This window comes from Rudaea sp., from assembly GCF_036383415.1.
GTDB lineage: Bacteria > Pseudomonadota > Gammaproteobacteria > Xanthomonadales > Rhodanobacteraceae > Rudaea.
The window spans coordinates 1-19,699 of record NZ_DASVOK010000095.1; the positions used below are offsets into that span (position 1 = coordinate 1).

Here is a 19,699-nt window from a genome sequence, read left to right on the forward strand (position 1 = left end):
CTGGCGCGACCGCGACGGCGATTTCGTCGGCAACGACATCGACGGCTTCATGAAGCACCTGATCGCCGCGCACCTGCCACACACGGTCATCGTCGATTGCTCCGGCAGCAACGAGGTCGCGGTGAAATATCCGCAATGGCTCGCCGCGGGCATTCATGTGATCACGCCGAACAAGCAGGCCGGCGCAGGCCCGCTCGATCGCTACCGTGCAATAAAAGCCGCGGCGGCGCAGAGCGGTGCGCGCTTCCGCTACGAAGCGACCGTCGGCGCCGGCCTGCCGGTGATGCAGACCCTGCGCGACCTGATCGACACGGGTGACGAGCTGACCGCGGTCGCCGGCATCTTCTCCGGTACGCTGGCTTGGCTGTTCAACAAGTACGATGGCAGTGTGCAGTTCTCCGAGCTGATCCGCGAAGCACACAAGCTCGGCTACACCGAGCCTGATCCGCGCGACGATCTTTCCGGCACGGATGTGGCGCGCAAGCTCGTCATCCTCGCGCGCGAGGCGGGACGCGAGCTGTCGCTCGACAACGTCGCGGTCGAGAATCTCGTGCCAAACACACTGCTCGGCGCCGGGCGCGAGGAATTCATGTCGCGTCTGAGCGAACTCGATGCGCCGATCGCCGCGCGCCTCGCCGCGGCCAAAGCCAAGGACCGCGTGTTGCGCTACGTCGCTCAGCTCGACAAGAACGGCACTGCCAGCGTCGGCCTTGTCGAACTACCGCGCTCGCACACCTTCGCCAACCTGCAGCTGACCGACAACGTCGTGCAGTTCTCGACCAAGCGCTACAACAGCAATCCGATGGTGATCCAGGGGCCCGGCGCGGGTCCCGACGTCACCGCCGCCGGCGTGTTCGCCGACCTGCTGCGCGTCGCCGCCTCGCTCGGTGCGCGCGTATGAGGATGGAAGCGACGGCCTTCTCGCCCGCCTCGATCGGCAACCTCGGCATCGGCTTCGACATCCTCGGCCAGAGTTTCGCCGGCGCCGGCGACCGCGCCACGGTGCGGCGTATACAAAGCGGCAAAGTACAGGTTGCGGCAATCCGCAACGCGCCTGTCGCACTGCCGTTCGATGCGGAGAAGAACACCGCGGGCGCTGCGCTGATCGCGTTGCGCGAGGCGCTGAAGCTGCCGTTCGGCTTCGAGATCGAACTCGACAAGGGCATTCCATTCGGCTCGGGCATGGGCGGCTCGGCCGCGTCGTGCGTCGCCGCACTCGTCGCCGCGAACGCCCTGCTCGATACGCCACTCAGCGCCGAGCAGTTGTATCCGCATGCGCTGGCCGGTGAAGCCGTCGCCAGCGGCGGCCGACACGGCGACAACGTCGGGCCAATGCTGCTCGGCGGCGTCGTCCTCGCCACGCTCGATCATCTGGTCAAGATTCCCGTGCTGGAGACCTGGCACAGCGTGCTTGTCCATCCCGACGCGGTGCTCGAAACACGGCGCGCGCGCGAGGCACTCAAGGGTGCGTATGCGATCAGCGATTTCGTCGCGCAGAGCGCCAACCTCGCCCTGGTCCTTGCCGGCTGCCAGCGCGGCGACGCAAACCTCGTGCGCGCCGGATTGAACGACGTGCTCGTCGAACCACGGCGCGCACCGCTGATCGAAGGCTTCACCCGCGTCAAGCAGGCCGCGCTAGATAATCACGCAATGGGCGGGAGCATTTCCGGCGCCGGCCCTTCCGTGTTCGCCTGGTTCGAATCGCGCGCCGAAGCCGAGGCCGCCGCGCCCGCGATGCAGGCCGCCTTCGCCGAGGCCGGCATCGCCAGCGAATCCTTCATCTCACCCGTCAACGGGCCCGCAGCACACGTCATCGCATGAAATACATCAGCACACGAGGAAATTCTCCCGCGCTCGGACTTTCCGCCGCGCTCGCCGCCGGCCTCGCGCCCGATGGCGGCTTGTACGTGCAGCAATCGCTGCCGAAATTCGTGCCATCCGATTTCGACGGCGACAACGGCCTACCCACCGTCGCTGCACGCCTGCTCGCGCCGTTCTTTGCTGACGACGCGCTCGCTGCGGAACTGCCCGCGATCTGCACGCAGGCCTTCACCTTCGACGCGCCGCTGCGCGCGCTGGCCACGGCGGGCGACCATGTACTCGAACTGTTCCACGGCCCCACCGCGGCGTTCAAGGATTTCGGCGCGCGCTTCCTTGCCGCCTGCATGCAGCGCCTTCCGCGCGAGACGGACAAACCGCTGACCATCGTCGTCGCCACTTCGGGCGACACCGGCGCGGCCGTCGGCGCGGCATTCGCCGGACTGCCCGGTTTCAAAGTCGCAATCCTCTATCCCGACGGTCGCGTCTCGCCGCGCCAGGCGCATCAGCTCGGCGCGTTCGGCGGCAACGTGCGCGCCTTGCGTGTCGACGGCGTATTCGACGACTGCCAGCACATGGCCAAACAGGCGCTCGGCGACAGCGCGTTGCGCTCGATCGCGCCGCTCGGCACGGCCAACAGCATCAGCCTCGGCCGCCTGCTGCCGCAGATGGCCTACTACGCGCATTCCGCGCTCAAGCACTTCCGCGCAAACGGCACGCCACTCAACTTCGTCGTGCCGACCGGCAATCTCGGCAACGCGGTTGCCTGCATACTCGCGCGCGCCTGCGGCCTGCCGATCGGGCGCATCGCCCTTGCGACCAACGCCAACCGCGTGCTGCCCGATTTCTTCGCCGGCGCCGACTATGCCGCGCAGCCGAGCGTGGCGACGATCGCCAACGCGATGGACGTCGGCGCACCGAGCAACTTCGAGCGCCTGTCGTGGCTGTATCCGGATGCCGCCGCGCTGCGCCGCGAATTCGTTTCGTCATCGGTGGATGACGCGACAATTCGCGCGACGATCCGCGAACGCCACAGCCGCTACGGTGAGCTGTTCTGCCCGCATACCGCGACGGGCGTGCATCTGCTCGAAACGCTGCGCGCGCAAGGCGTCGAAGGCAACTGGGCCGTCGCCGCAACGGCGCATCCCGCCAAGTTCGACAGCATTGTCGAGCCGCTGATCGGCGCCACCGTTCCGGTGCCACCCGAGCTAGCCGCCCTGCTCGCGCGGCCTGCGCTCGCTGACCCGCTCGCGAAAGATTACGCCGCACTGCGGGCAGTGCTGGTCGAGAATTGACCGCGCAGGCGCTCCAATTCCATTCGACCCGGAGGCTTGGCGAAGTCCCAACTAGGCTGTATCATAGGCGGCTCGGTGCGGTTCCGTCCGCCGCCGACCCGAATCCGGGGTGGTAGCTCAGCTGGGAGAGCGTCGCGTTCGCAATGCGAAGGTCGGGAGTTCGATCCTCCTCCACTCCACCAAATTGATATCACTGGATATCACGCAACATCCTTCAAACCGCGCTCTCGCGCGGTTTTTTGTTGTCCACATATTATTCGCCTCAACCAGCACCACCTGAGTTGCCGCAATTTTGGCGATCACTTGGACGGCAACAGCCACCGTCACAACTGAGCTACCACCCTCCGGTGGTCCAGAACGCCGAACCCCATGTGAAGCCGCATCAGTCGCTGCCGAACGCGGGATGTACTTGCTGGTGCGCCCCGACGGCGGCCGCTGGTGGCGACTCGCTTCCCATCGCCTGACTCCGGCAAGCGCAACTCGTTCCCCTCCAGCGCGGAGCACTGACCGAGAAGAGGGAGGTTGAGAGTCGGGTCGTGAAGTTCAGTCTGGACTTCTGGGACGGCGACAGAGCGGGCGCGGCCGACGGCAAGCAATTGACCTCGACAGAAAGTATTTTTCGACTGGACCTGTCGGGTGGGCGCTCCGTTTTACGTCTGCAGAAATACAACCATGAATCGGGGGCTCGTCGTGTTGCACGATTCCAGCGAAGCAAGCGCTCCGCTCTTCGCGTTCTATTTCCACAACCAGCCCGACAACCGGGGTCGGCGACTGTCCGACATCCTCGCGCGTGACGACGAGTGGCTCGAGCACACGCCCGATTATGTGCAATTCGTCTTCCCCCTTCCCGAACCCAGCGGATCGAACCGGGATGCGCCGCTGCTCGACGACCGGACAGTAGCCGCGTTCCAGTCGAGCGACGTGCTGCGTGATCGACTTTGGAGCGCGTATCTGCGCATGCTGCGATTCTACGGCCTGCATGAGCACGCAGGCAGAGTCGACAAGGGCCCGAAATGGGACGAGCGCAAAGAAAACTGGGCAACGGCGCCGACGCACAACGATCAGCGAATCACGCGCATGCTGCGAAGCATGTGTTTGCTCGGACTCCGCACCGAGGCAGAGGCGTTCAAGGCGTGCTTGCTACGGCTCGCGCGCGATCCAGAGTGCAACTTTGACGAAGACACTCTCGCCTACTGGCGCGGGGCGACGACAGAGGTGTAGCGATACCGCTGCTGCGCAGGACGTCAGCGCGCAAACAGGCCGGCACCGTCGGCCGGGGCCGAACGTGTGTCCACTGCAAGCTCGACGTGCATCGGCCGCGCGCCGCCGAGGTCAAGGACCGCACGGCCTGCGCTCGTGTCGAGCTGCAAGGAGGGGCGCGGTCCGAAGACCGCCGTTCCGCTCGACGCCGAGCCCTGGTACTCGGAGGCGTGGCAGCGCGCGCCGTAGCTGAAGCCGGCGTTCGCCGGCGTCTGAGTCACCTCGCAGTGGAGATCGTCGCTGCCGAGAACAACCACGGTGCCGCTGCGGATCGGCCCGCTCTCGAACAACGTGAGGTGCCCGCAGGTGACGACGAGGTGTGCCTGCAACACGGCCCTGCCATCGCCTGCAAAGGTCGCGCGCACGGCGCACGCGGTTCCGGGCGCGACGTAGATCCCCTCGCTCGCCGTCGCCGCGCCGCTCCACTGCACCGCGACCTCACGATCGGCTGCCGCCATGCGTGCGGCGGAGATGAGCGGCGCGCCGTAGTAAAGGAACGCGGCGAGGATGAGCGGCGGGATCACGAGCTTGCGGGCGAGGGTGTACTTCGGGTCGCCGTCGCCGAACGCGGTCAGCGTCATGCCGCGACCGGCGAGCGCTAGGTTCAGGCCCACGCTGATCGAGTAGAGTGCCGCGCTCACGCCGCAGGTGAAGCTGACGAGGCCAAGGCCGAGCCCGCAACTCACGACGATGGCACCGCGCCCCGCCCCGCAGGCGATCGCGACGATGCCAATGGGGACAATGCCGATGGCGACGACGCCGATGGGTTGCGTGCCGACCGCGATCCAGGCAGGTTCACCGTCGATGTTGGAGTAGAGCCTCATGGCGAAAACCAACGGTCTGGCATTTTCGGCATACCGAACGGCAGGCCGCTTTGTCGCTTCCAACAATATGTGTTGAAAAAAGTCTTTCAACAACACTGCTTCTCGACACCAGGTTTCAAGGTCGACAGTTGCGGCCAGCCGCCGCTCGATATTTCTATACCGTCGTGCAAGGCAAGCATTGCTGGCAGTCTCGATCCTACTATCCATTCGCGTAAAATAGTGCGATGCGACTCGCAACACGGCACAGGACCGGTGCGTGGAACGTCAAGGATCCTTGGCGCTCCACGGCGAAGCGCGCTCGGGCACGCCCGCCACGCCGGCCTGCGGGCGGCGATTCCAGTCGACCACGGCGTCCTGGTAGACGCACCGGACGACCCAGAGGAAGTAGATCGATGCGAACACGCCGAGCAGGTCGAACGGCAGCATCGCGTCGTGACTGCCGAAGCTGAGCGCGTGGATCAGGTGCATGGCCGCACAGGTCGGAAACACGGCGGTCAGCGCCAGCCCCGAAAGCGACCACTGCTGTCCCGCCGCGTAGCGACGCACTTGGGTCTCGAACAGGTACCAGCCGACCAGGGAATACGTGACCGTGACGAAGACATTGCTGAACATTCCGGCGGAAACGAAACCGGTGAGCGGGAACAGGCCCGCCGCCGCATAGCGGATTCCCTTGGGCGTGCACATCGCCTGATCCGTCGACAGCGGCGCATCGAGCGCGGCGTTGGCGAGCCAGCCGACCGCGACGAAGAACACCGTGGCAAGCAGTGCCAGCGTGCGCAGCGGCATTACGATAGTGCGGTCGCCGCGCCCGCCGAACATCGCTTCGACGCGCAGCCAGCAAAATACAATGCCAGCCGGAAGACCGATCAGGGTCACTTCCAGCATCGGCATCGAAACGCCGCCCTCACGCAGCACATGCCAGCCATGCACCAGATGATGCGGCCCGCAGCTCGCCGCCATCAGCGAAAACCCGGGGCCGAAGCGCGACAGTCCGCGCCAACGATACTGGCTGATCGCCTCCCACAGCGACAGCAGGCCCAGCCCCGAATAGGCCGCGCCGATCAAAAGGTTGCCGAGGCCTATGAGGAGCGCGATCACGACGTCCGCTTGACCGCGCGTGTCTTCGCGCCCATCGGTGCGCCGATGTGATCGAGGAATTCATCGATGAAGGAACGGTGTCCGCGTCGCCGCAGTTCGCCACCGAGAACTCCGGCCGCCGGCACTCTGCGCAATGCCTGCGGCTGCCACAATGGACGGCTGAGCAGAGGCACGATCGCTTCCGGCGCAACCGGCGCGCCAAACAGGTAACCCTGCGCCACGGCGCAGCCCATGCCGTGCAATGCCGCCGCCTGCTCCGGTCGTTCGACGCCGTCGGCGATCACGTGCTTGCCCATGGCGAAGGCGAGGCTCAGGATCGAGGACACGATGGCGGTGTCCTCGGGCTCCGTACTCAATCCATCGATGAACGAACGGTCGATCTTGAGCACTTCGATCGGCAGGCCGCGCAAGCGCGCCAGCGACGAATGCTGGGTACCGAAATCGTCGATGGCGAGATACACGCCCATCGCGCGAATGCGTTTGAGCGCTACCACCATGTCGACGTCCGGATTCACCAGTGCGGACTCGGCGAGTTCCAGGCACAGCGACTCGGGGTGGACTCCGGTTTCGTCGAGGATCGCCCTGAGTTCGTCGACGAATCCCGGCGCCTCGATCTGCCGTGGAGACACGTTCACCGTCAGCGTGAAACGACTTGCCGGCGACGCCTGATGCCAACGCGCGAGCTGGCTGCAAGCGGTGCGCAGCACCTGCCGCTCAAGCTCACCGATCAACCCGCAGTCCTCGGCCGCCGGGATGAATTCCGTCGGCGAAACCAGTCCGCGCTCCGGGTGACGCCAGCGCGCCAGAGCCTCGACGCCGACGAGCCTGCCGGTACCCAGGTCGACCTGTGGCTGGTAGTCCACGTACAACTGCGGTTCGCGCAACTCTTCGCTGAAGCGCGCAATGCGCGCACGGCCACGACTCTTGGCGGCATACAGCGCGGTATCCGCCTCACGCAACAGATGCTCGGCAGGCTCGGCGCCGCAGGAGCAAATGGCCACGCCGACGCTCACCGAAACCACAACTTCCCTGCCGGCCACATGAATCGGCCGGATCATCTCGGCAAGTATCCGCTCGCCGAGCAGGTTCTCGGAACCGTCGCCGGCACAGGGGTGCAGGACAACCAGCTCGTCGCCTCCGAAACGGCTCACGGTATCTCCATCGCACGCGCAGGTGCGGATCCGCCGCGACATCTCGCGCAGCACCTCGTCGCCGCTCTCGTGACCAAGCGAATCGTTGATCAGCTTGAAGTTGTCGAGATCGACGAAGAGCACGGCAACTTGCCGGTCAACGCCGTCCTCGCGCGCGAGTTCGCGCGCAAGCCGGTCGAGCAACACGCCGCGATTGGGCAATCCGGTCAGGACGTCGTGGGTGGCCGCGTAGACCAGCGTCTCGATCGAATCGAGGTTGTACGACGCCGCGGCATCGGCCGCATGCCGCGGAGCAGCAGGCATCGCCTGTGACAAATGAGTCGGCATGGCAGTCGCAGGCCGATCCGGGCGCGCCAACTCATTACCCGAAGCCTGCGATTCCGATATGGTTCGCATCTCCTCCCCCGCAAATCGAGTATACGCAGGCTCCGCGACCCGTCTGCGAATTCGTTCACACTGTTTGCCCCGGCAGTCGCCGTTTCCGACGGCGCGATTCTCAAGCCCTTCCGCCGAGCGGAGCGCGCAGTGCCGAACGCAACTTCGCGGCGAACGCCTTGGGCTCGCTTGTGCGGACGATGACCTTCGGCGTCACGTGCCAGTCGGCAGCGCGCTGGATCGCCGTTGCCACGTCGGCAAGCAACACCGCGTCGGGCTCGACATCGGCTTCGAGAAAGATCGCCTTGATCTCGAACTCGCCGCTGGCGCGATGCGCCTTCGCGTCGAGCCGGCCGATCAGGCGCCCGCGATGCAGGATCGGCAGCACGAAATAACCGTAGCGACGCTTGTGGCCCGGCACGTAGCATTCGATCGTGTAGTCAAAGTCGAACATCGCGCTAGCACGTTCGCGATGCCAGACCACCGGATCGAACGGCGACAGCAGCGTGGTATGCGTCGCGCGCAACGTCCCGCGCGCGGCACGCGCGAGCAGCGCCGCGTGATCGCGATGCACGTAGGCGGGATTGTCCCAGCCGCGTACTTCGACGCGGATCAGCTCGCCCGATTCGACATGTGCATCGAGGGCGGCGTCCTTGAATTTCCTGCCAAGCCGGAAATAGTCGTCGATCCAGCGCGCCTGGGTGATGCCAAGCGCGCGCACGCCGCCGAGCAGGAACTCGCGGCGGATATCTGCTTCGTCGAGACGCATGCCGGCATCGATGGGTTTCGCTTTACTCGCGCCATCCTGGCGCGTAGTGGCCAGCACGCGCTCGGAGAGGTCGTAGACGCGCTGGAAATTCTCGCGCCGCGCAATCATCAGATCGCCGAGGACGAATCCGGCCTCGAGCCAGCGCTTCTCGTTCGAGCGATTCCACCAGCCGCCGACGCCCTTGATCTGGCGCTCGAAGTCGGATGACTTCACCGCACCGTTTGCGCGGATGTGTTCGATCAGCGTTGCGATCTCGGCGCGATGTTCACGCTGCATGCGCGCGGCGCTCTTGTGCGCCCAATGCCCGGTGCGGATCGGCGAGGGATGTCGGTGCAGGCCCAGATCGCCGATCGGAGCAAAACAGGCCTCGTGCGCCCAGCACTCGAAGATGTCGGCGCGCGCCAGGGTCTCGTCGAGCCAGCGCGGCTCGTAGTCGCCGAGGCGCGAAAACAGGACCAGGTAGGGACTGCGCGCAACGACGTGGATCGTGTCGATCTGCAGCAGGCGCATGCGCTCGATTGCCGCACGCACGGAAGCGCGTCGCGCACGTGCGCGCGGTGGTACGAGCAATCCCTGTGCAGCCAGATGCAGGTTGCGTGCCTGCTGCACGCTCAATTTCAGCATGCGCCGGTTATCCGGCAGTCATGCAAATCAGAACTCGGTGTGCTCATTCAGGTCGAACTTGTTTGCCGATTCCCAACTGGAGAATGTTCATGAAAGCCGTCTCATGTGCTGCGATCGCCGCCTCCATCCTGTTCGCCGCTGCGACGCCGAGTTTCGCCCAGGACACGGTACGCCACCTCGCCGATGCCCAGGGCCGCGAAGTTGTCGTGCGCACCGGCATGCCCGCCCCCGAGCATTATGGACCCAAGCCGGACTTCGCCGCGCTCGATCGCGATCACGATGGCACGATCAGCCGCGAAGAAGCGGAGGCGTTTGTGCCGCTCGCCAACGATTTCGATTTCGTCGCGCAGAACGGCAACCGCATCTCGGCGCGCCAGTACGCACAGTGGGATTATCGCTGATCCCCTATAACTCCCAAAAAAGAACCCCGGCCTTTGCCGGGGTTCTTTTTTGTCCATTTATCTTTACATGGAAGACAAATCAGTGGCGAGTGCCGTGTCCCATCGGCGCCGTCACATGCGCACTGCCGCCACGGCCGCCCCAATAACCGCTGTGGCCGCTACGCCAGGGACCGCGATAGTGGTGGCCACCCCAGTAACCGCCGTAGAAGCCGAGGCTGATGGACGGCCCATAGCCATACCAACCTGAGCCATACCAACCGGGGCCGTACCAGTACGGATCGTAGTAACCATAGTAAGCGGGCGCAGGTGCGTAATAGTCGACGCGGCTGTCATCGTAGTCGACGACGGCATTGCCGTTGGCTCCGTCGTAGACAACGCCGGTACGCACCGGGTAATAAACGCAGCCGCCCAAGCCGAGACCGGCTGCGGCAAGCAAGGCGATGGCTGTGGATTTGATGACCGCGTTCATGGCGTACTCCGCCCTGTGTGGGATACACGAAAAATATACGCTTGCGGGGCTAAATCAAGTCTGAGCGGCTGCGTTCACGAAACTTCACTCAGCTGCCGGCAATCTTGTCGACCCAGGCCGCAAATGTGTGCATGTACTTGCTCATGAACTCTGCCGTCTCCGGCACGAATTTATCGTCCGTGCCGAGCAGTTTGTCGATGCCGCCAAGGTAGGCCTCGCGCGGCAGCATAGGCACGTTGAGGAAGACCATCGGCTGGCGCAAATGATGATTCGCGCCGAAGCCGCCGATCGCACCCGGCGAGCAACTCACGATCGCACCAGGTTTTCCGTTCCAGACGCTTTTGCCGTACGGACGCGAACCCACGTCGATCGCATTCTTCAGCGCGCCGGGCACCGAGCGGTTGTATTCGGGAGTGACAAACAGCAACCCGTGCGCCGGCCGCACCTCGTCACGGAATCTCTGCCACGCCGCCGGCGGCGTGTCGGTTTCGATATCCTGGTTGTACAGCGGCAGGTCGCCGATCTCGATGATGGAGAAGCGCAGCGAATCCGGTGCCAGCGCAATCAGGTTATGCGCAACCTTGCGGCTGAACGATTCCCTGCGCAGGCTGCCGACGATGACGGCGATATTCTTCGTGCTCATGCGAAAACTCCTGTCTGGGTGGGGGATTCAAAACGCAGGTGCTGCTGCTCAGAAGCGAGGGCTGGCAAGCTGTTGCAGAAACGCCGAGAACACGCGCGGTTCGGCGAGCAGGGTGAAGGCAACGCCGTAGGCGCCGCCCCAGAGATGCGCGCTGTGGTTGATGTTGTCGCGCCCCTGGCGTTCCATGTAGATCGAATACGCGACGTAGGCCACCGCGTAGAGAATCGCCGGCATCGGCAGGAACCAGACGTAGATCCGCGACCACGGGCTGAGCAGGATGAAAGCGAACAGCACGGCCGACACGCCGCCCGACGCGCCGAGGCTGCGGTAGGCGGGGTTGTCCTTGTTCGCGAAATAGCTCGGCAGGATCGCCACCACCACCGCTCCCGCATAGAACAGGCCGAAGCCGAACGGCCCGAGCACCTGTTCGTAGAATCCCTCCAGCGCCCGGCCGAAGAAGTACAGCGTGATCATGTTGAACAGCAGGTGCGCGCCGTCGGCGTGGATCAGCGCATGGCTGAGGAAGCGGTAGTACTGGCCGCGCTTGACCGCAGGCGGCCAGAAGATCAGCTTGTCGATCAGTTGCGCATTGTTGAAACCGAGGAAGGAAACGAGGCAGGTGACGGCAATGATGGAAATGGTCGTGAGCATTTGAATCCTGATTGGAATTTTGGTCGCTCTTTGGAAGTTCCTGACAAACGTCGGGTTATGCTTGCACCCGTAGCGCAATGGTAGAGGAAAAACCATGCTGACGATCCACGCCGCGCATCCGGCCGCGTGCAGCGTATGGAAACCCGGCACTGCCGCACTGGCCGGCACACCGGTCTGGCTCGATCTGCTCGATCCGGATGCCGATGAGCGCGCCGAGGCCGAACGCCTGCTCGGCACGAAGCTGCCGCAGCGCGACCAGATCAGCGCGATCGAACTGTCGAGCCGCCTGCATGCGGACAACGAAATCCTGCGCCTCAACATCCCCGCCTTCGTGCGCGCCGAGTCCGGCAAGGGCGCGATGACGCCGCTCGGTTTCGTGCTGACGCCGAAGCTGCTTGTCTCGATCCGCTACGCCGAGTCGCTCGCCTTCGCGCACACGAGCAAGCTCGCGACCGCGGCCGATGCGCCGAACGGCAGCGTCGAAACCTTCATCGCGCTGATCGAAGCCGTGGTCAACGTCGCCGCCGACCGCATGGAGGAAACCAGCGGCGAGATGTCGAAGCTGTCGCGCGCGGTGTTCTCCGACGAACGCGGCCAGCGCGGCCTGCTGCGCGGCGCGCTGTTCAAAGTCGGCGCGATGCAACGCCAGATCGTGCAGTTGCGCGCGGCCATGCTCGGCGTGTCGCGCGTGATCGCTTATCTTTGCGAAACCGCGCCGGCCTGGATCGACAAGAAACATCTGCAGCGGCTGAGGACGATGCAGACCGACATCGGCTCGCTCACCGAATTCGACCAGCAGTTGTCCGACCGCCTGCAGTTCCTGCTCGACGCCGTGCTCGGCTTCATCAACAACAACCAGAACGACATCATGAAGGTGCTCACGATCGTCTCGGTCGTGACGATCGGGCCGATGACGCTGGCCGGCATCTGGGGCATGAACTTCAAATCGATCGGCGAATACGACTGGCCGCACGGCTATGCGATGGCGTTGACCGTCATGGCGGTCAGCGTGATCGTGCCGATGATCATCTTCAAATGGAAAAAATGGTTCTGATCCGCGGCGCATGACTTCCGGCAGTGTCCTGCCGCACTGCACGCGCCTAGCCTGATGCCATCGCATCGGGAGGCGCGCGATGAAAGCTCTGCTGTTCGCCTGCATGTCCGCGCTGGCCGCTGCACCGAGCGATGCGGCAGATACGGTGACTATTGCCGCTGGCGTCAACCTGATTCCCGGCACCTTCGTTCCTGGCCGCCAGCCGGATGGCAACAGCGTGGTTTTCCGCACCGCCGAAGGTCTCGTCGTGTTCGATACCGGCCGCCACACCGAACATACGCAAAAGATCCTCGACTACGCGAAGGATGCAGGACTTCCGATCAAAGCCGTGATCAACAGCCACTGGCATCTCGACCATGTCGGCGGCAATCCGCGCATCCGCGAGGCGTATCCCGACGTCCGCGTCTACGCGAGCATGGCGATAGCCGGCGCGATGGGTGGCTTCCTCGCAAACTACCGCAAGCAACTGGTCGAGGCGATCGCGCAGACCAAGGGCGAAAAGACCGCACAGTCGTACCGCGACGAGATCGCGATCATCGATGCCGGCCACGCGCTGTATCCCGACGAGGTGGTCGCCAAGTCGGGCACGCGCCGCATCGCCGGACGCGACTTCGAGCTGCACCTGCAAGCACGCGCCGTGACCGAAGGCGACGTGTGGCTCTACGATCCGGCCACGCGCACGCTCGTGGCAGGCGACCTCGTCACCCTGCCCGTACCGCTGTTCGACACCGCCTGCCCTGCGCGCTGGCAATCGGCGCTGGCCGATCTCGATCGCGTGCAGTTCAAAACGCTGGTGCCGGGACACGGCGCGCCGATGCAGCGTACACAGTTCGCTGTTTATCGCCATGCTTACGCGAATCTCCTCGCCTGCGCGGCGACCGACAAGGACAAGAACGCGTGCATCGATGGCTGGCTCGCGGACGCCAAACCACTGTTGGCCGACGCGGACACAGCATTCGTGCGCATGCTCGCCGGCTACTACATTGACAATTCGCTGCGCGCGCCGAAAGCGAAGATCGACCAGCTCTGCAACGCAGATACCGGGCAGACCAAGCACTGACCCGATCCGTTCCGAGGAGACATTCATGCCCCGTCTGTTGCTCATCCCCGCCCTTGCTGCTTGTTCCGCCACCCTCGCCGCACCGCCACCCGCCGTGGGATGCCCGGCAAGCGCGAGCGAATACCACCAGTTCGATTTCTGGATCGGCAAATGGGAAGTGCGCGACCCCGGCGGCAAGACCGTCCTCGGCCACAGCCGCATCGAGGCAGTCAGCGACGGTTGCGGCATCAGCGAGCACTGGACCGGCGCCAAAGGCAGCAACGGCGTCAGCTACAACGCCTGGGACGCCGACTCGAAACGCTGGCACCAGTTCTGGATCGGCAACCAGCCGAATGGTGTGTTGCAACTGGACGGCGGCATGGCACAGGGCAGCATGGTGCTCAGCGGTACGAAGACCAACGCGCAGACCGGCAAACCGCAGCAGCAGCGCATCACGTGGACGCCGGGCAAGGACGGCACTGTGCGCCAGCACTGGGAGTCATCGGACGACGACGGCAAAACCTGGACGACCGCGTTCGACGGCATCTACCACAAACAAGCGAATTGATCGCGTCGGCGAACCGCGCTGCCCGCTACCGCCGACTGCTCAATTCGGTTTCACTGTGACGCCGAGCCGCGAAGCGTGACTGGAAACGATCTTCCATTCGCCGCCGTGCTTGATCCAGGTGTCGGTGAACTGGAAATCGCCGGTGAAGCTCTTGCCACCCGATTCGCCCTTGAGCGAGGTGATGCCGTTGACGATCGCGGTATCGCCGTAGAAGCGGATCTTCTGGCTGTGATTGCGGAACTCGCTGTAGCGCGGATCGCCCTTTTTCGCTTCGGCGACGTCGCCCTCGCGCCCGCTGACGCCGCCGCGCGAATCGGTCAGCGTGTAACGCGCATCTTCGATGCGGGCTATCGTCTTCGCATCGGCGTTGCGGAACGCCTCGCACAACTCGGCCTCGGCGCGGCGCAACGCGGCCTCGTCCACGCTTTCCTGTGCGCGCAACGGGGAACTGGCAAGCGCAGCGCAAAGCAGGACGCAGGTGCAGATCAACGTCGATTTCATCGTGTCGGTCTCTAGTTGGTTCGCACGATGGAAACAAACGCGTCTGTCCCGGACAAGGGCCGTTTGCGTCCGCGGCGACGGGGCCAGACGTTGCGATTGTTGCTCGAACCGCGCCGTATCCGGATCGGCAGCCGACCCGGAACGCGGATCAGCACTGCTGGTACTTCCAGTTGCGCTGCTTGCCTTCGGCCATCCATTCGACCGCCTGCGCGACGCGCTTCGCCCGCGTCTCCTCGCGCTTGGCCTCAGCGATCCACTCGATGTATTCGCGCTTGCAGCTTGGGCTGAATGCTGCGAACGTCGCCGTCGCCTTGCCGTTTTTCTTCAACGCCGCGACGAGATCATCGCTGGCGCGGGCTTCGGCGGCTTCCGCGGCGTGGGCGGTGCAGCGACGCGTTCATCGGAAAGCTTCATCGCGTCCTTCACGTACCCGATCAGCGCCTTCTTCGACGGCAAGTCCTTGAGCGAAGCAATGCGGCCGAACTGACCCATCGCGTCCTCGCGCTTGTCCTCGTTGCCGACCAGGCCACGCCCGCCCCAGAACCCCAACGCGCAATGCTGCTTGAACGCGGCGATGCCGGCGAGGATGCGTCCGTTGTACAGGAACGACGGCATGCCCCACTTGATCGCCTCGTCGGCTTCGGGGCAACCTGCGTGGATCACCGCGCGCAGGTGTTCGAGGATCGGCCGGGCAAAGTCGGCCGACTTGGCGATATACGCATCGACTCTCGGATCGTGTTTGCCCATGCATTTACTCCTGCGCACGTCCCTGATGGCGAGATCAAGAAGTGGCCACCTATGGCCGCACTTTTCAAACCAATCCTATGCTTCCGGGCGCATATACGGAAACAGCAGCACGTCGCGGATCGACGGCACGTCGGCCAAGAGCATGACGAGGCGGTCAATGCCGACGCCGAGGCCGCCGGTCGGCGGCAGGCCGACTTCGAGCGCGCGGATGTAGTCGGCGTCGAAGTGCATCGCCTCGTCGTCGCCCGAATCCTTCGCTTCGACTTGCGCCCTGAAGCGCGCGGCCTGGTCTTCCGGGTCGTTCAATTCCGAAAAGCCATTCGCGATTTCCTTGCCACCGATGAACAGCTCGAAACGATCAGTGACCTCGGGATCGTGGTCGTTGGCGCGCGCGAGCGGCGAGACTTCGGTCGGATGCGTGGTGATGAAGGTCGGCTGGATCAGCGTTTGCTCGACCGTCTTCTCGAAGATTTCGAGCACGATCTTGCCCCAACCGTAGCCGGGCTTCACGTGCACGCCGAGAGCTTGCGCATGCGCGGCGATCTTCGCGCGGTCGCGCAGGTCTTCGCGCGCGATCTGCGGGTTGTGCTCGAGCACGGCGTCTTCCATCTTCCAGCGACGGAACGCCGGGCCGACGTCGATCTCGCGCCCTTCCCAGGTCAACGCGGTCTTGCCAACCACGTCGCGCGCCGCGGTGCGGATCATTTCTTCGGTGATGTCCATGATCTCGTTGTAGGTAGCGTAAGCCTGGTACAGCTCGAGCATCGTGAACTCGGGATTGTGCCGCGTCGACACGCCCTCATTGCGGAAGTTGCGGTTGATCTCGTAGACGCGCTCGAAGCCGCCGACGGTGAGACGCTTCAGGTACAACTCCGGCGCGACGCGCAGGTACAGGTCGAGGTCGAGCGCGTTGTGATGGGTGACGAACGGCCGTGCGGTTGCGCCGCCCGGGATCACGTGCATCATTGGCGTCTCGACTTCGAGAAAGCGCTTCGCATCGAGCAGGTTGCGGATATGCCGCACGATGCGCGAACGCAGTTCGAACACGCGCCGCGATTCGGGCGTGACGATCAGGTCGACATAGCGCTGGCGATAGCGCTGTTCGACGTCAGCCATGCCATGCCACTTGTCCGGCAGCGGGCGCAGCGATTTGGTCAGCAAGCGCAATTTATCCACTTTTACACTGAGCTCACCGGTCTTGGTGCGCATCAGCGGGCCTTCGGCAGCGACGATGTCGCCAATGTCCCAGGACTTGAAAGCGTCGTAGGTGTCACCGATCGCGTTCGCCTGGATGAAGAGCTGGATGCGCCCGGTCATGTCCTGGATTTGAACGAAGCTGACTTTGCCCTGCCCGCGTTTGAGCAGCATGCGTCCGGCGACTTTCACGCGCTTCGCCGTAGCCTCGATCTCCTCGGCTGCTCTGCCGTCGAATTCGGCCTGCAGATCGCCCGCAAAAGCGTCCGGCGCGAAGTCGTTCGGGAACGCGATACCTTGCGCGCGCAGCGCACGCAGCTTCTCGCGGCGCTCGGCGATCAGCTTGTTTTCGTCGGACCCGGCACCACCCGACACGTTGGCCACTGACGCGGCACTCTCCGTCAAATCACTCATTTCTCTGGTTTTTTCCAAACAGGTTTGCAGTCGATCCGCCGATTTTAGCTTAGCTCGGACGCGATCTTCACATCGAGAGTATGCTCTGCCTGCCCGCGCGGCCGATCGACCTGGTTCAACCGGGCGACACGACAATAAACATGGGAGGGGAAATCATGAAAGCACGCAGTCTCCGGCAATCGCTGGGCTTGTTGCTCGCCCTGCTTTTTGCCCTATGTGGATCGTACGCCAGCGCGGCCGAAAAGGCCGCAGCGAAGCCAACCGGCAACATCGCCGAGCGTTGGGTGGTATGGCCCAAGGCCGGCCAGGAAAAGGCGTTTGAGGCGGCTATCAAGGAATACGTCGCGTGGCGAAAGAAATCTGGCGACCCGTTCCACTGGGTAGGCTATCAGCCGCTCGTCGGCACCGATCTCACCTTCTACGTGTTCCGTTCCGACGAGCATCAATGGAAGGATTTCGATGCCGAGGATGCGTGGAACACGAAGGTCAAGGAAGATGAAGCCTACGACAAAATGCTCAGCCAGTATGTCGCGAAGGTTCAGCATTTCTACGAGGAAACGGACGCCGCGCACAGCCACATGGTCGGCAACCCGGGCGACTACAAGTACTTCCAGGTCCTCACGCGCAATCTGAAATCCGGCGCCGGCGGTGATGCGAGGGCCTCGATCGCGAAAATCCACAAGGCACTTCAGGACCAGAAATGGCCCTACCCCTATCGACTCGCCTGGGGGATCGGCGGCAAGGACAGTTGGAAACTGATCATTCCGCTGAAGAGCTACGCCGACATGGCCGACCCGACTCCCTCGGTGCGCGAAGTACTGACCAAGGCGCTCGGCGCGGACGATGCGGCAGCGACATTGAAGCAATACGGCAGCTCGTTCGAGTTCGTCGACGATTCGATCTTCGTCGCACGTCCCGATCTGTCCTCACAGAAGTAACTCTCGGCATCAGCCATGGCCCTTCCGTCGTTGCGGAAGGGTCGTGGCTCAGGCGTCGATGCGCTTCGCGCCCGCCTCGAGACCGGCTTTCAGGCTGCCCTCAATGAACTCGTCGATATCGCCGTCGAGCACCTTCTGCGTGTCGCTGCGCTCGATGCCGGTGCGCAGGTCCTTGATGCGCGATTGATCCAAGACGTAGTTGCGGATCTGGCTGCCCCAGCCGATGTCCGCCTTCGTCGCTTCGAGCTTGTCCTTTTCGGCGTTGCGCTTCTGCACTTCGAGTTCGTACAGCTTGGCCTTGAGCATCTTCATCGCGCGATCGCGGTTGGCGTGCTGCGAGCGCTCGGTCTGGCAAGCGACGACCGTGTTGGTCGGAACGTGAGTGATACGCACGGCCGACTCGGTCTTGTTGACGTGCTGGCCGCCGGCGCCAGACGAACGGTACACATCGGTTCTCAGGTCGGCTGGATTGATCTCGATATCGATGTCGTCATCGACTTCGGGCGACACGAACACTGAAGTGAAACTGGTATGCCGGCGGTTGTCCGAATCGAACGGCGACTTGCGCACGAGCCGGTGCACGCCGATCTCGGTCTTGAGCCAGCCGTAGGCGTATTCGCCCTCGACACGGAACGTCGCGCTCTTGATCCCGGCGACTTCACCCGCGGAGGCTTCCATCAATTCGGCTTTCCAGCCCTTGTTCTCGGCCCAGCGCAGGTACATGCGCAGCAGCATTTCGGCCCAGTCCTGCGCTTCGGTGCCGCCGGCGCCGGCCTGGATGTCGACGAAGGCGTTGTGCGAATCCATCTTGCCCGAGAACATACGCTGGAATTCGAGCGTCTCGACATGCCGGGACAGCTTGTCGACATCGTCGGATACCGCCTGCGCCGTGCCTTCGTCGTTCTCCGCGTCGGCCAGTTGCAGCAGTTCGTCGGCACCGCCGAGGCCTTCGGTCAGCTCGCGGATACCGGTGACGATCTTGTCCAGCGAGGCGCGTTCCTTGCCGAGATTCTGCGCGCGCTCGGGATCATCCCAGACGTTGGGATTTTCGAGCTCGCGGCTTACCTCTTCGAGACGTTCGGCTTTCGTCTCGTAGTCAAAGATACCCCCGAAGCGAGGCGACGCGCGCTCGCAGGTCCGCAATGCGGGAGTGGATGGGATTGGTTTCTATCATGTTTTCCGAAAGTGCGTGAAACGCCAGCGAAAGGAGGCGAATTCTAGCAAATCCGTGGCGCGACATGGCATCGAACTTGCTGTCGATCCACCTTCGCCGCGCGGGAGTATACTCGGGCGCGGTTCATTCCCGGGGAGCGCGTCATGGCCAGTACCGAATGGACGATGCAAGGCGTGGAATTCGCCAATTGCAATTGCAGCACCGGTTGTCCGTGCCAGTTCAATTCGCTGCCCACACATGGGCATTGCCGCGCGCACACATTTTTCCACATCGAGCGTGGCCGTTACGGTGACGTGGTACTGGACGGTCTGCGCTGCGGCCTCATGGCCACGTGGCCCGGCCCGATCCACGAGGGCAACGGCACCTGGCTCTCGGTCGTCGACGAGCGCGCGAATCCCGCGCAGCGCGCAGCGCTGGAAGCGATCTCGCATGGCAAGGACACCGATCCGGGCGGTTCGCTGTTCCAGGTATTCCACACGACCGTCAGAAAGATCCTGCCGACCGAGTTTCGCCGCATCGATCTCGACATCGACTACGGCGCGCGCACGGCCAAGCTGCGCGTGGCAGGCCTGCTCGAGAGCGACGGCGAATCGATCCGCAATCCGGTCACCGGCCTGCCACACCAGGCGCGCGTAAGTCTGCCGATGGGCTTCGAATACACCGAAGCGGAATTCATCAGCGGCAAGGCGAAG

General features: G+C 63.9%; 21 protein-coding genes, 1 tRNA gene and 1 pseudogene. 11 read left to right on the forward strand and 12 right to left on the reverse strand.

The features are described from left to right. From VF497_RS03490 to VF497_RS03510, 5 genes and pseudogenes are all read left to right on the forward strand, one after another. Window positions 1–901: pseudogene (locus VF497_RS03490) on the forward strand (bifunctional aspartate kinase/homoserine dehydrogenase I); the annotation flags it as partial. Between the two features lie 2 nt (window positions 902–903). Further along, window positions 904–1,821: a homoserine kinase gene (locus VF497_RS03495; protein WP_330886250.1), complete on the forward strand. Its 918-nt coding sequence runs from the start codon at window positions 904–906 to the stop codon at window positions 1,819–1,821. Beyond that, on the forward strand, window positions 1,818–3,113 hold the full coding sequence (gene thrC, locus VF497_RS03500) for a threonine synthase (RefSeq protein ID WP_330886251.1): 1,296 nt from the start codon (window positions 1,818–1,820) through the stop codon (window positions 3,111–3,113). Before VF497_RS03495 ends, thrC begins: the two co-directional genes overlap by 4 nt. Window positions 3,114–3,219: 106 nt before the next feature. Next, window positions 3,220–3,295, forward strand: a tRNA-Ala gene (locus VF497_RS03505). Window positions 3,296–3,803: 508 nt separating this feature from the next. Further along, complete coding sequence (locus tag VF497_RS03510; protein ID WP_330886252.1) at window positions 3,804–4,334, forward strand: opioid growth factor receptor-related protein; 531 nt, start codon at window positions 3,804–3,806, stop codon at window positions 4,332–4,334. Window positions 4,335–4,357: 23 nt separating this feature from the next. On the opposite strand, the gene VF497_RS03515 is transcribed toward VF497_RS03510, so the two are convergent. The 4 genes from VF497_RS03515 to VF497_RS03530 form a co-directional block, all read right to left on the reverse strand. Continuing rightward, on the reverse strand, window positions 4,358–5,404 hold the full coding sequence (locus tag VF497_RS03515; RefSeq protein ID WP_330886253.1) for a hypothetical protein: 1,047 nt from the start codon (window positions 5,402–5,404) through the stop codon (window positions 4,358–4,360). A gap of 57 nt (window positions 5,405–5,461) precedes the next feature. Then, a complete protein-coding gene (locus VF497_RS03520) occupies window positions 5,462–6,295 on the reverse strand; it encodes a hypothetical protein (RefSeq protein WP_330886254.1) in 834 nt (277 codons plus the stop codon). Further along, a complete protein-coding gene (locus VF497_RS03525; protein ID WP_330886255.1) occupies window positions 6,292–7,749 on the reverse strand; it encodes a bifunctional diguanylate cyclase/phosphodiesterase in 1,458 nt (485 codons plus the stop codon). The genes VF497_RS03520 and VF497_RS03525 overlap by 4 nt, the downstream gene beginning before the upstream one ends. Before the next feature lie 193 nt (window positions 7,750–7,942). Beyond that, entirely contained in the window at window positions 7,943–9,214 is a 1,272-nt protein-coding gene (locus VF497_RS03530; protein ID WP_330886256.1) for a winged helix-turn-helix domain-containing protein, read from the reverse strand. 89 nt (window positions 9,215–9,303) lie between these two features. Here VF497_RS03530 and VF497_RS03535 point away from each other — a divergent pair, with 89 nt between their 5' ends. Continuing rightward, window positions 9,304–9,615, forward strand: a complete 312-nt coding sequence (locus VF497_RS03535; RefSeq protein WP_330886257.1) for an EF-hand domain-containing protein — start codon at window positions 9,304–9,306, stop codon at window positions 9,613–9,615. 79 nt (window positions 9,616–9,694) lie between these two features. On the opposite strand, the gene VF497_RS03540 is transcribed toward VF497_RS03535, so the two are convergent. The 3 genes from VF497_RS03540 to VF497_RS03550 all read right to left on the reverse strand — a co-directional run bounded on the left by VF497_RS03540 (window position 9,695) and on the right by VF497_RS03550 (window position 11,378). Beyond that, entirely contained in the window at window positions 9,695–10,051 is a 357-nt protein-coding gene (locus VF497_RS03540) for a hypothetical protein (protein WP_330886258.1), read from the reverse strand. Between the two features lie 121 nt (window positions 10,052–10,172). Continuing rightward, window positions 10,173–10,727: an NAD(P)H-dependent oxidoreductase gene (locus VF497_RS03545; protein WP_330886259.1), complete on the reverse strand. Its 555-nt coding sequence runs from the start codon at window positions 10,725–10,727 to the stop codon at window positions 10,173–10,175. Between the two features lie 48 nt (window positions 10,728–10,775). Next, window positions 10,776–11,378 carry a rhomboid family intramembrane serine protease gene (locus tag VF497_RS03550; protein ID WP_330886260.1) on the reverse strand — a complete coding sequence of 201 codons (603 nt, stop codon included), beginning with the start codon at window positions 11,376–11,378 and terminating at the stop codon, window positions 10,776–10,778. A gap of 94 nt (window positions 11,379–11,472) precedes the next feature. On the opposite strand from VF497_RS03550, the gene VF497_RS03555 reads away from it, so the two are divergent. From VF497_RS03555 to VF497_RS03565, 3 genes are all read left to right on the forward strand, one after another. Further along, a complete protein-coding gene (locus VF497_RS03555; protein WP_330886261.1) occupies window positions 11,473–12,432 on the forward strand; it encodes a CorA family divalent cation transporter in 960 nt (319 codons plus the stop codon). Between the two features lie 79 nt (window positions 12,433–12,511). Further along, window positions 12,512–13,492, forward strand: coding sequence for an MBL fold metallo-hydrolase (locus VF497_RS03560; protein ID WP_330886262.1), 981 nt, complete (start codon window positions 12,512–12,514; stop codon window positions 13,490–13,492). 25 nt (window positions 13,493–13,517) lie between these two features. Further along, window positions 13,518–14,039 (forward strand): hypothetical protein, encoded by a 522-nt coding sequence (locus VF497_RS03565; protein ID WP_330886263.1) that lies wholly within the window; start codon window positions 13,518–13,520, stop codon window positions 14,037–14,039. Between the two features lie 39 nt (window positions 14,040–14,078). On the opposite strand, the gene VF497_RS03570 is transcribed toward VF497_RS03565, so the two are convergent. The 4 genes from VF497_RS03570 to lysS all read right to left on the reverse strand — a co-directional run bounded on the left by VF497_RS03570 (window position 14,079) and on the right by lysS (window position 16,895). Beyond that, window positions 14,079–14,540, reverse strand: a complete 462-nt coding sequence (locus VF497_RS03570) for a nuclear transport factor 2 family protein (protein WP_330886264.1) — start codon at window positions 14,538–14,540, stop codon at window positions 14,079–14,081. A gap of 148 nt (window positions 14,541–14,688) precedes the next feature. Beyond that, window positions 14,689–14,868: a YdeI/OmpD-associated family protein gene (locus VF497_RS03575; protein ID WP_330886265.1), complete on the reverse strand. Its 180-nt coding sequence runs from the start codon at window positions 14,866–14,868 to the stop codon at window positions 14,689–14,691. Continuing rightward, the gene (locus tag VF497_RS03580; protein WP_330886266.1) at window positions 14,865–15,287 is read right to left on the reverse strand and encodes a DUF1801 domain-containing protein; all 423 of its coding nucleotides are present in this window, start codon (window positions 15,285–15,287) and stop codon (window positions 14,865–14,867) included. Before VF497_RS03580 ends, VF497_RS03575 begins: the two co-directional genes overlap by 4 nt. Before the next feature lie 75 nt (window positions 15,288–15,362). Beyond that, entirely contained in the window at window positions 15,363–16,895 is a 1,533-nt protein-coding gene (lysS, locus tag VF497_RS03585) for a lysine--tRNA ligase (RefSeq protein ID WP_330886267.1), read from the reverse strand. A gap of 155 nt (window positions 16,896–17,050) precedes the next feature. On the opposite strand from lysS, the gene VF497_RS03590 reads away from it, so the two are divergent. Next, window positions 17,051–17,833 carry a hypothetical protein gene (locus tag VF497_RS03590; protein WP_330886268.1) on the forward strand — a complete coding sequence of 261 codons (783 nt, stop codon included), beginning with the start codon at window positions 17,051–17,053 and terminating at the stop codon, window positions 17,831–17,833. 48 nt (window positions 17,834–17,881) lie between these two features. On the opposite strand, the gene prfB is transcribed toward VF497_RS03590, so the two are convergent. Beyond that, a protein-coding gene (gene prfB, locus VF497_RS03595; RefSeq protein WP_330886269.1) for a peptide chain release factor 2 occupies window positions 17,882–19,007 on the reverse strand; the annotation gives its coding sequence in 2 pieces (ribosomal slippage) (window positions 17,882–18,931 and window positions 18,933–19,007; 1,125 coding nt in all). A 143-nt stretch (window positions 19,008–19,150) separates the two neighbouring features. On the opposite strand from prfB, the gene VF497_RS03600 reads away from it, so the two are divergent. Beyond that, the coding region (locus tag VF497_RS03600) for a DUF1326 domain-containing protein (protein WP_330886270.1) at window positions 19,151–19,699 on the forward strand (549 nt) is incomplete at its 3' end.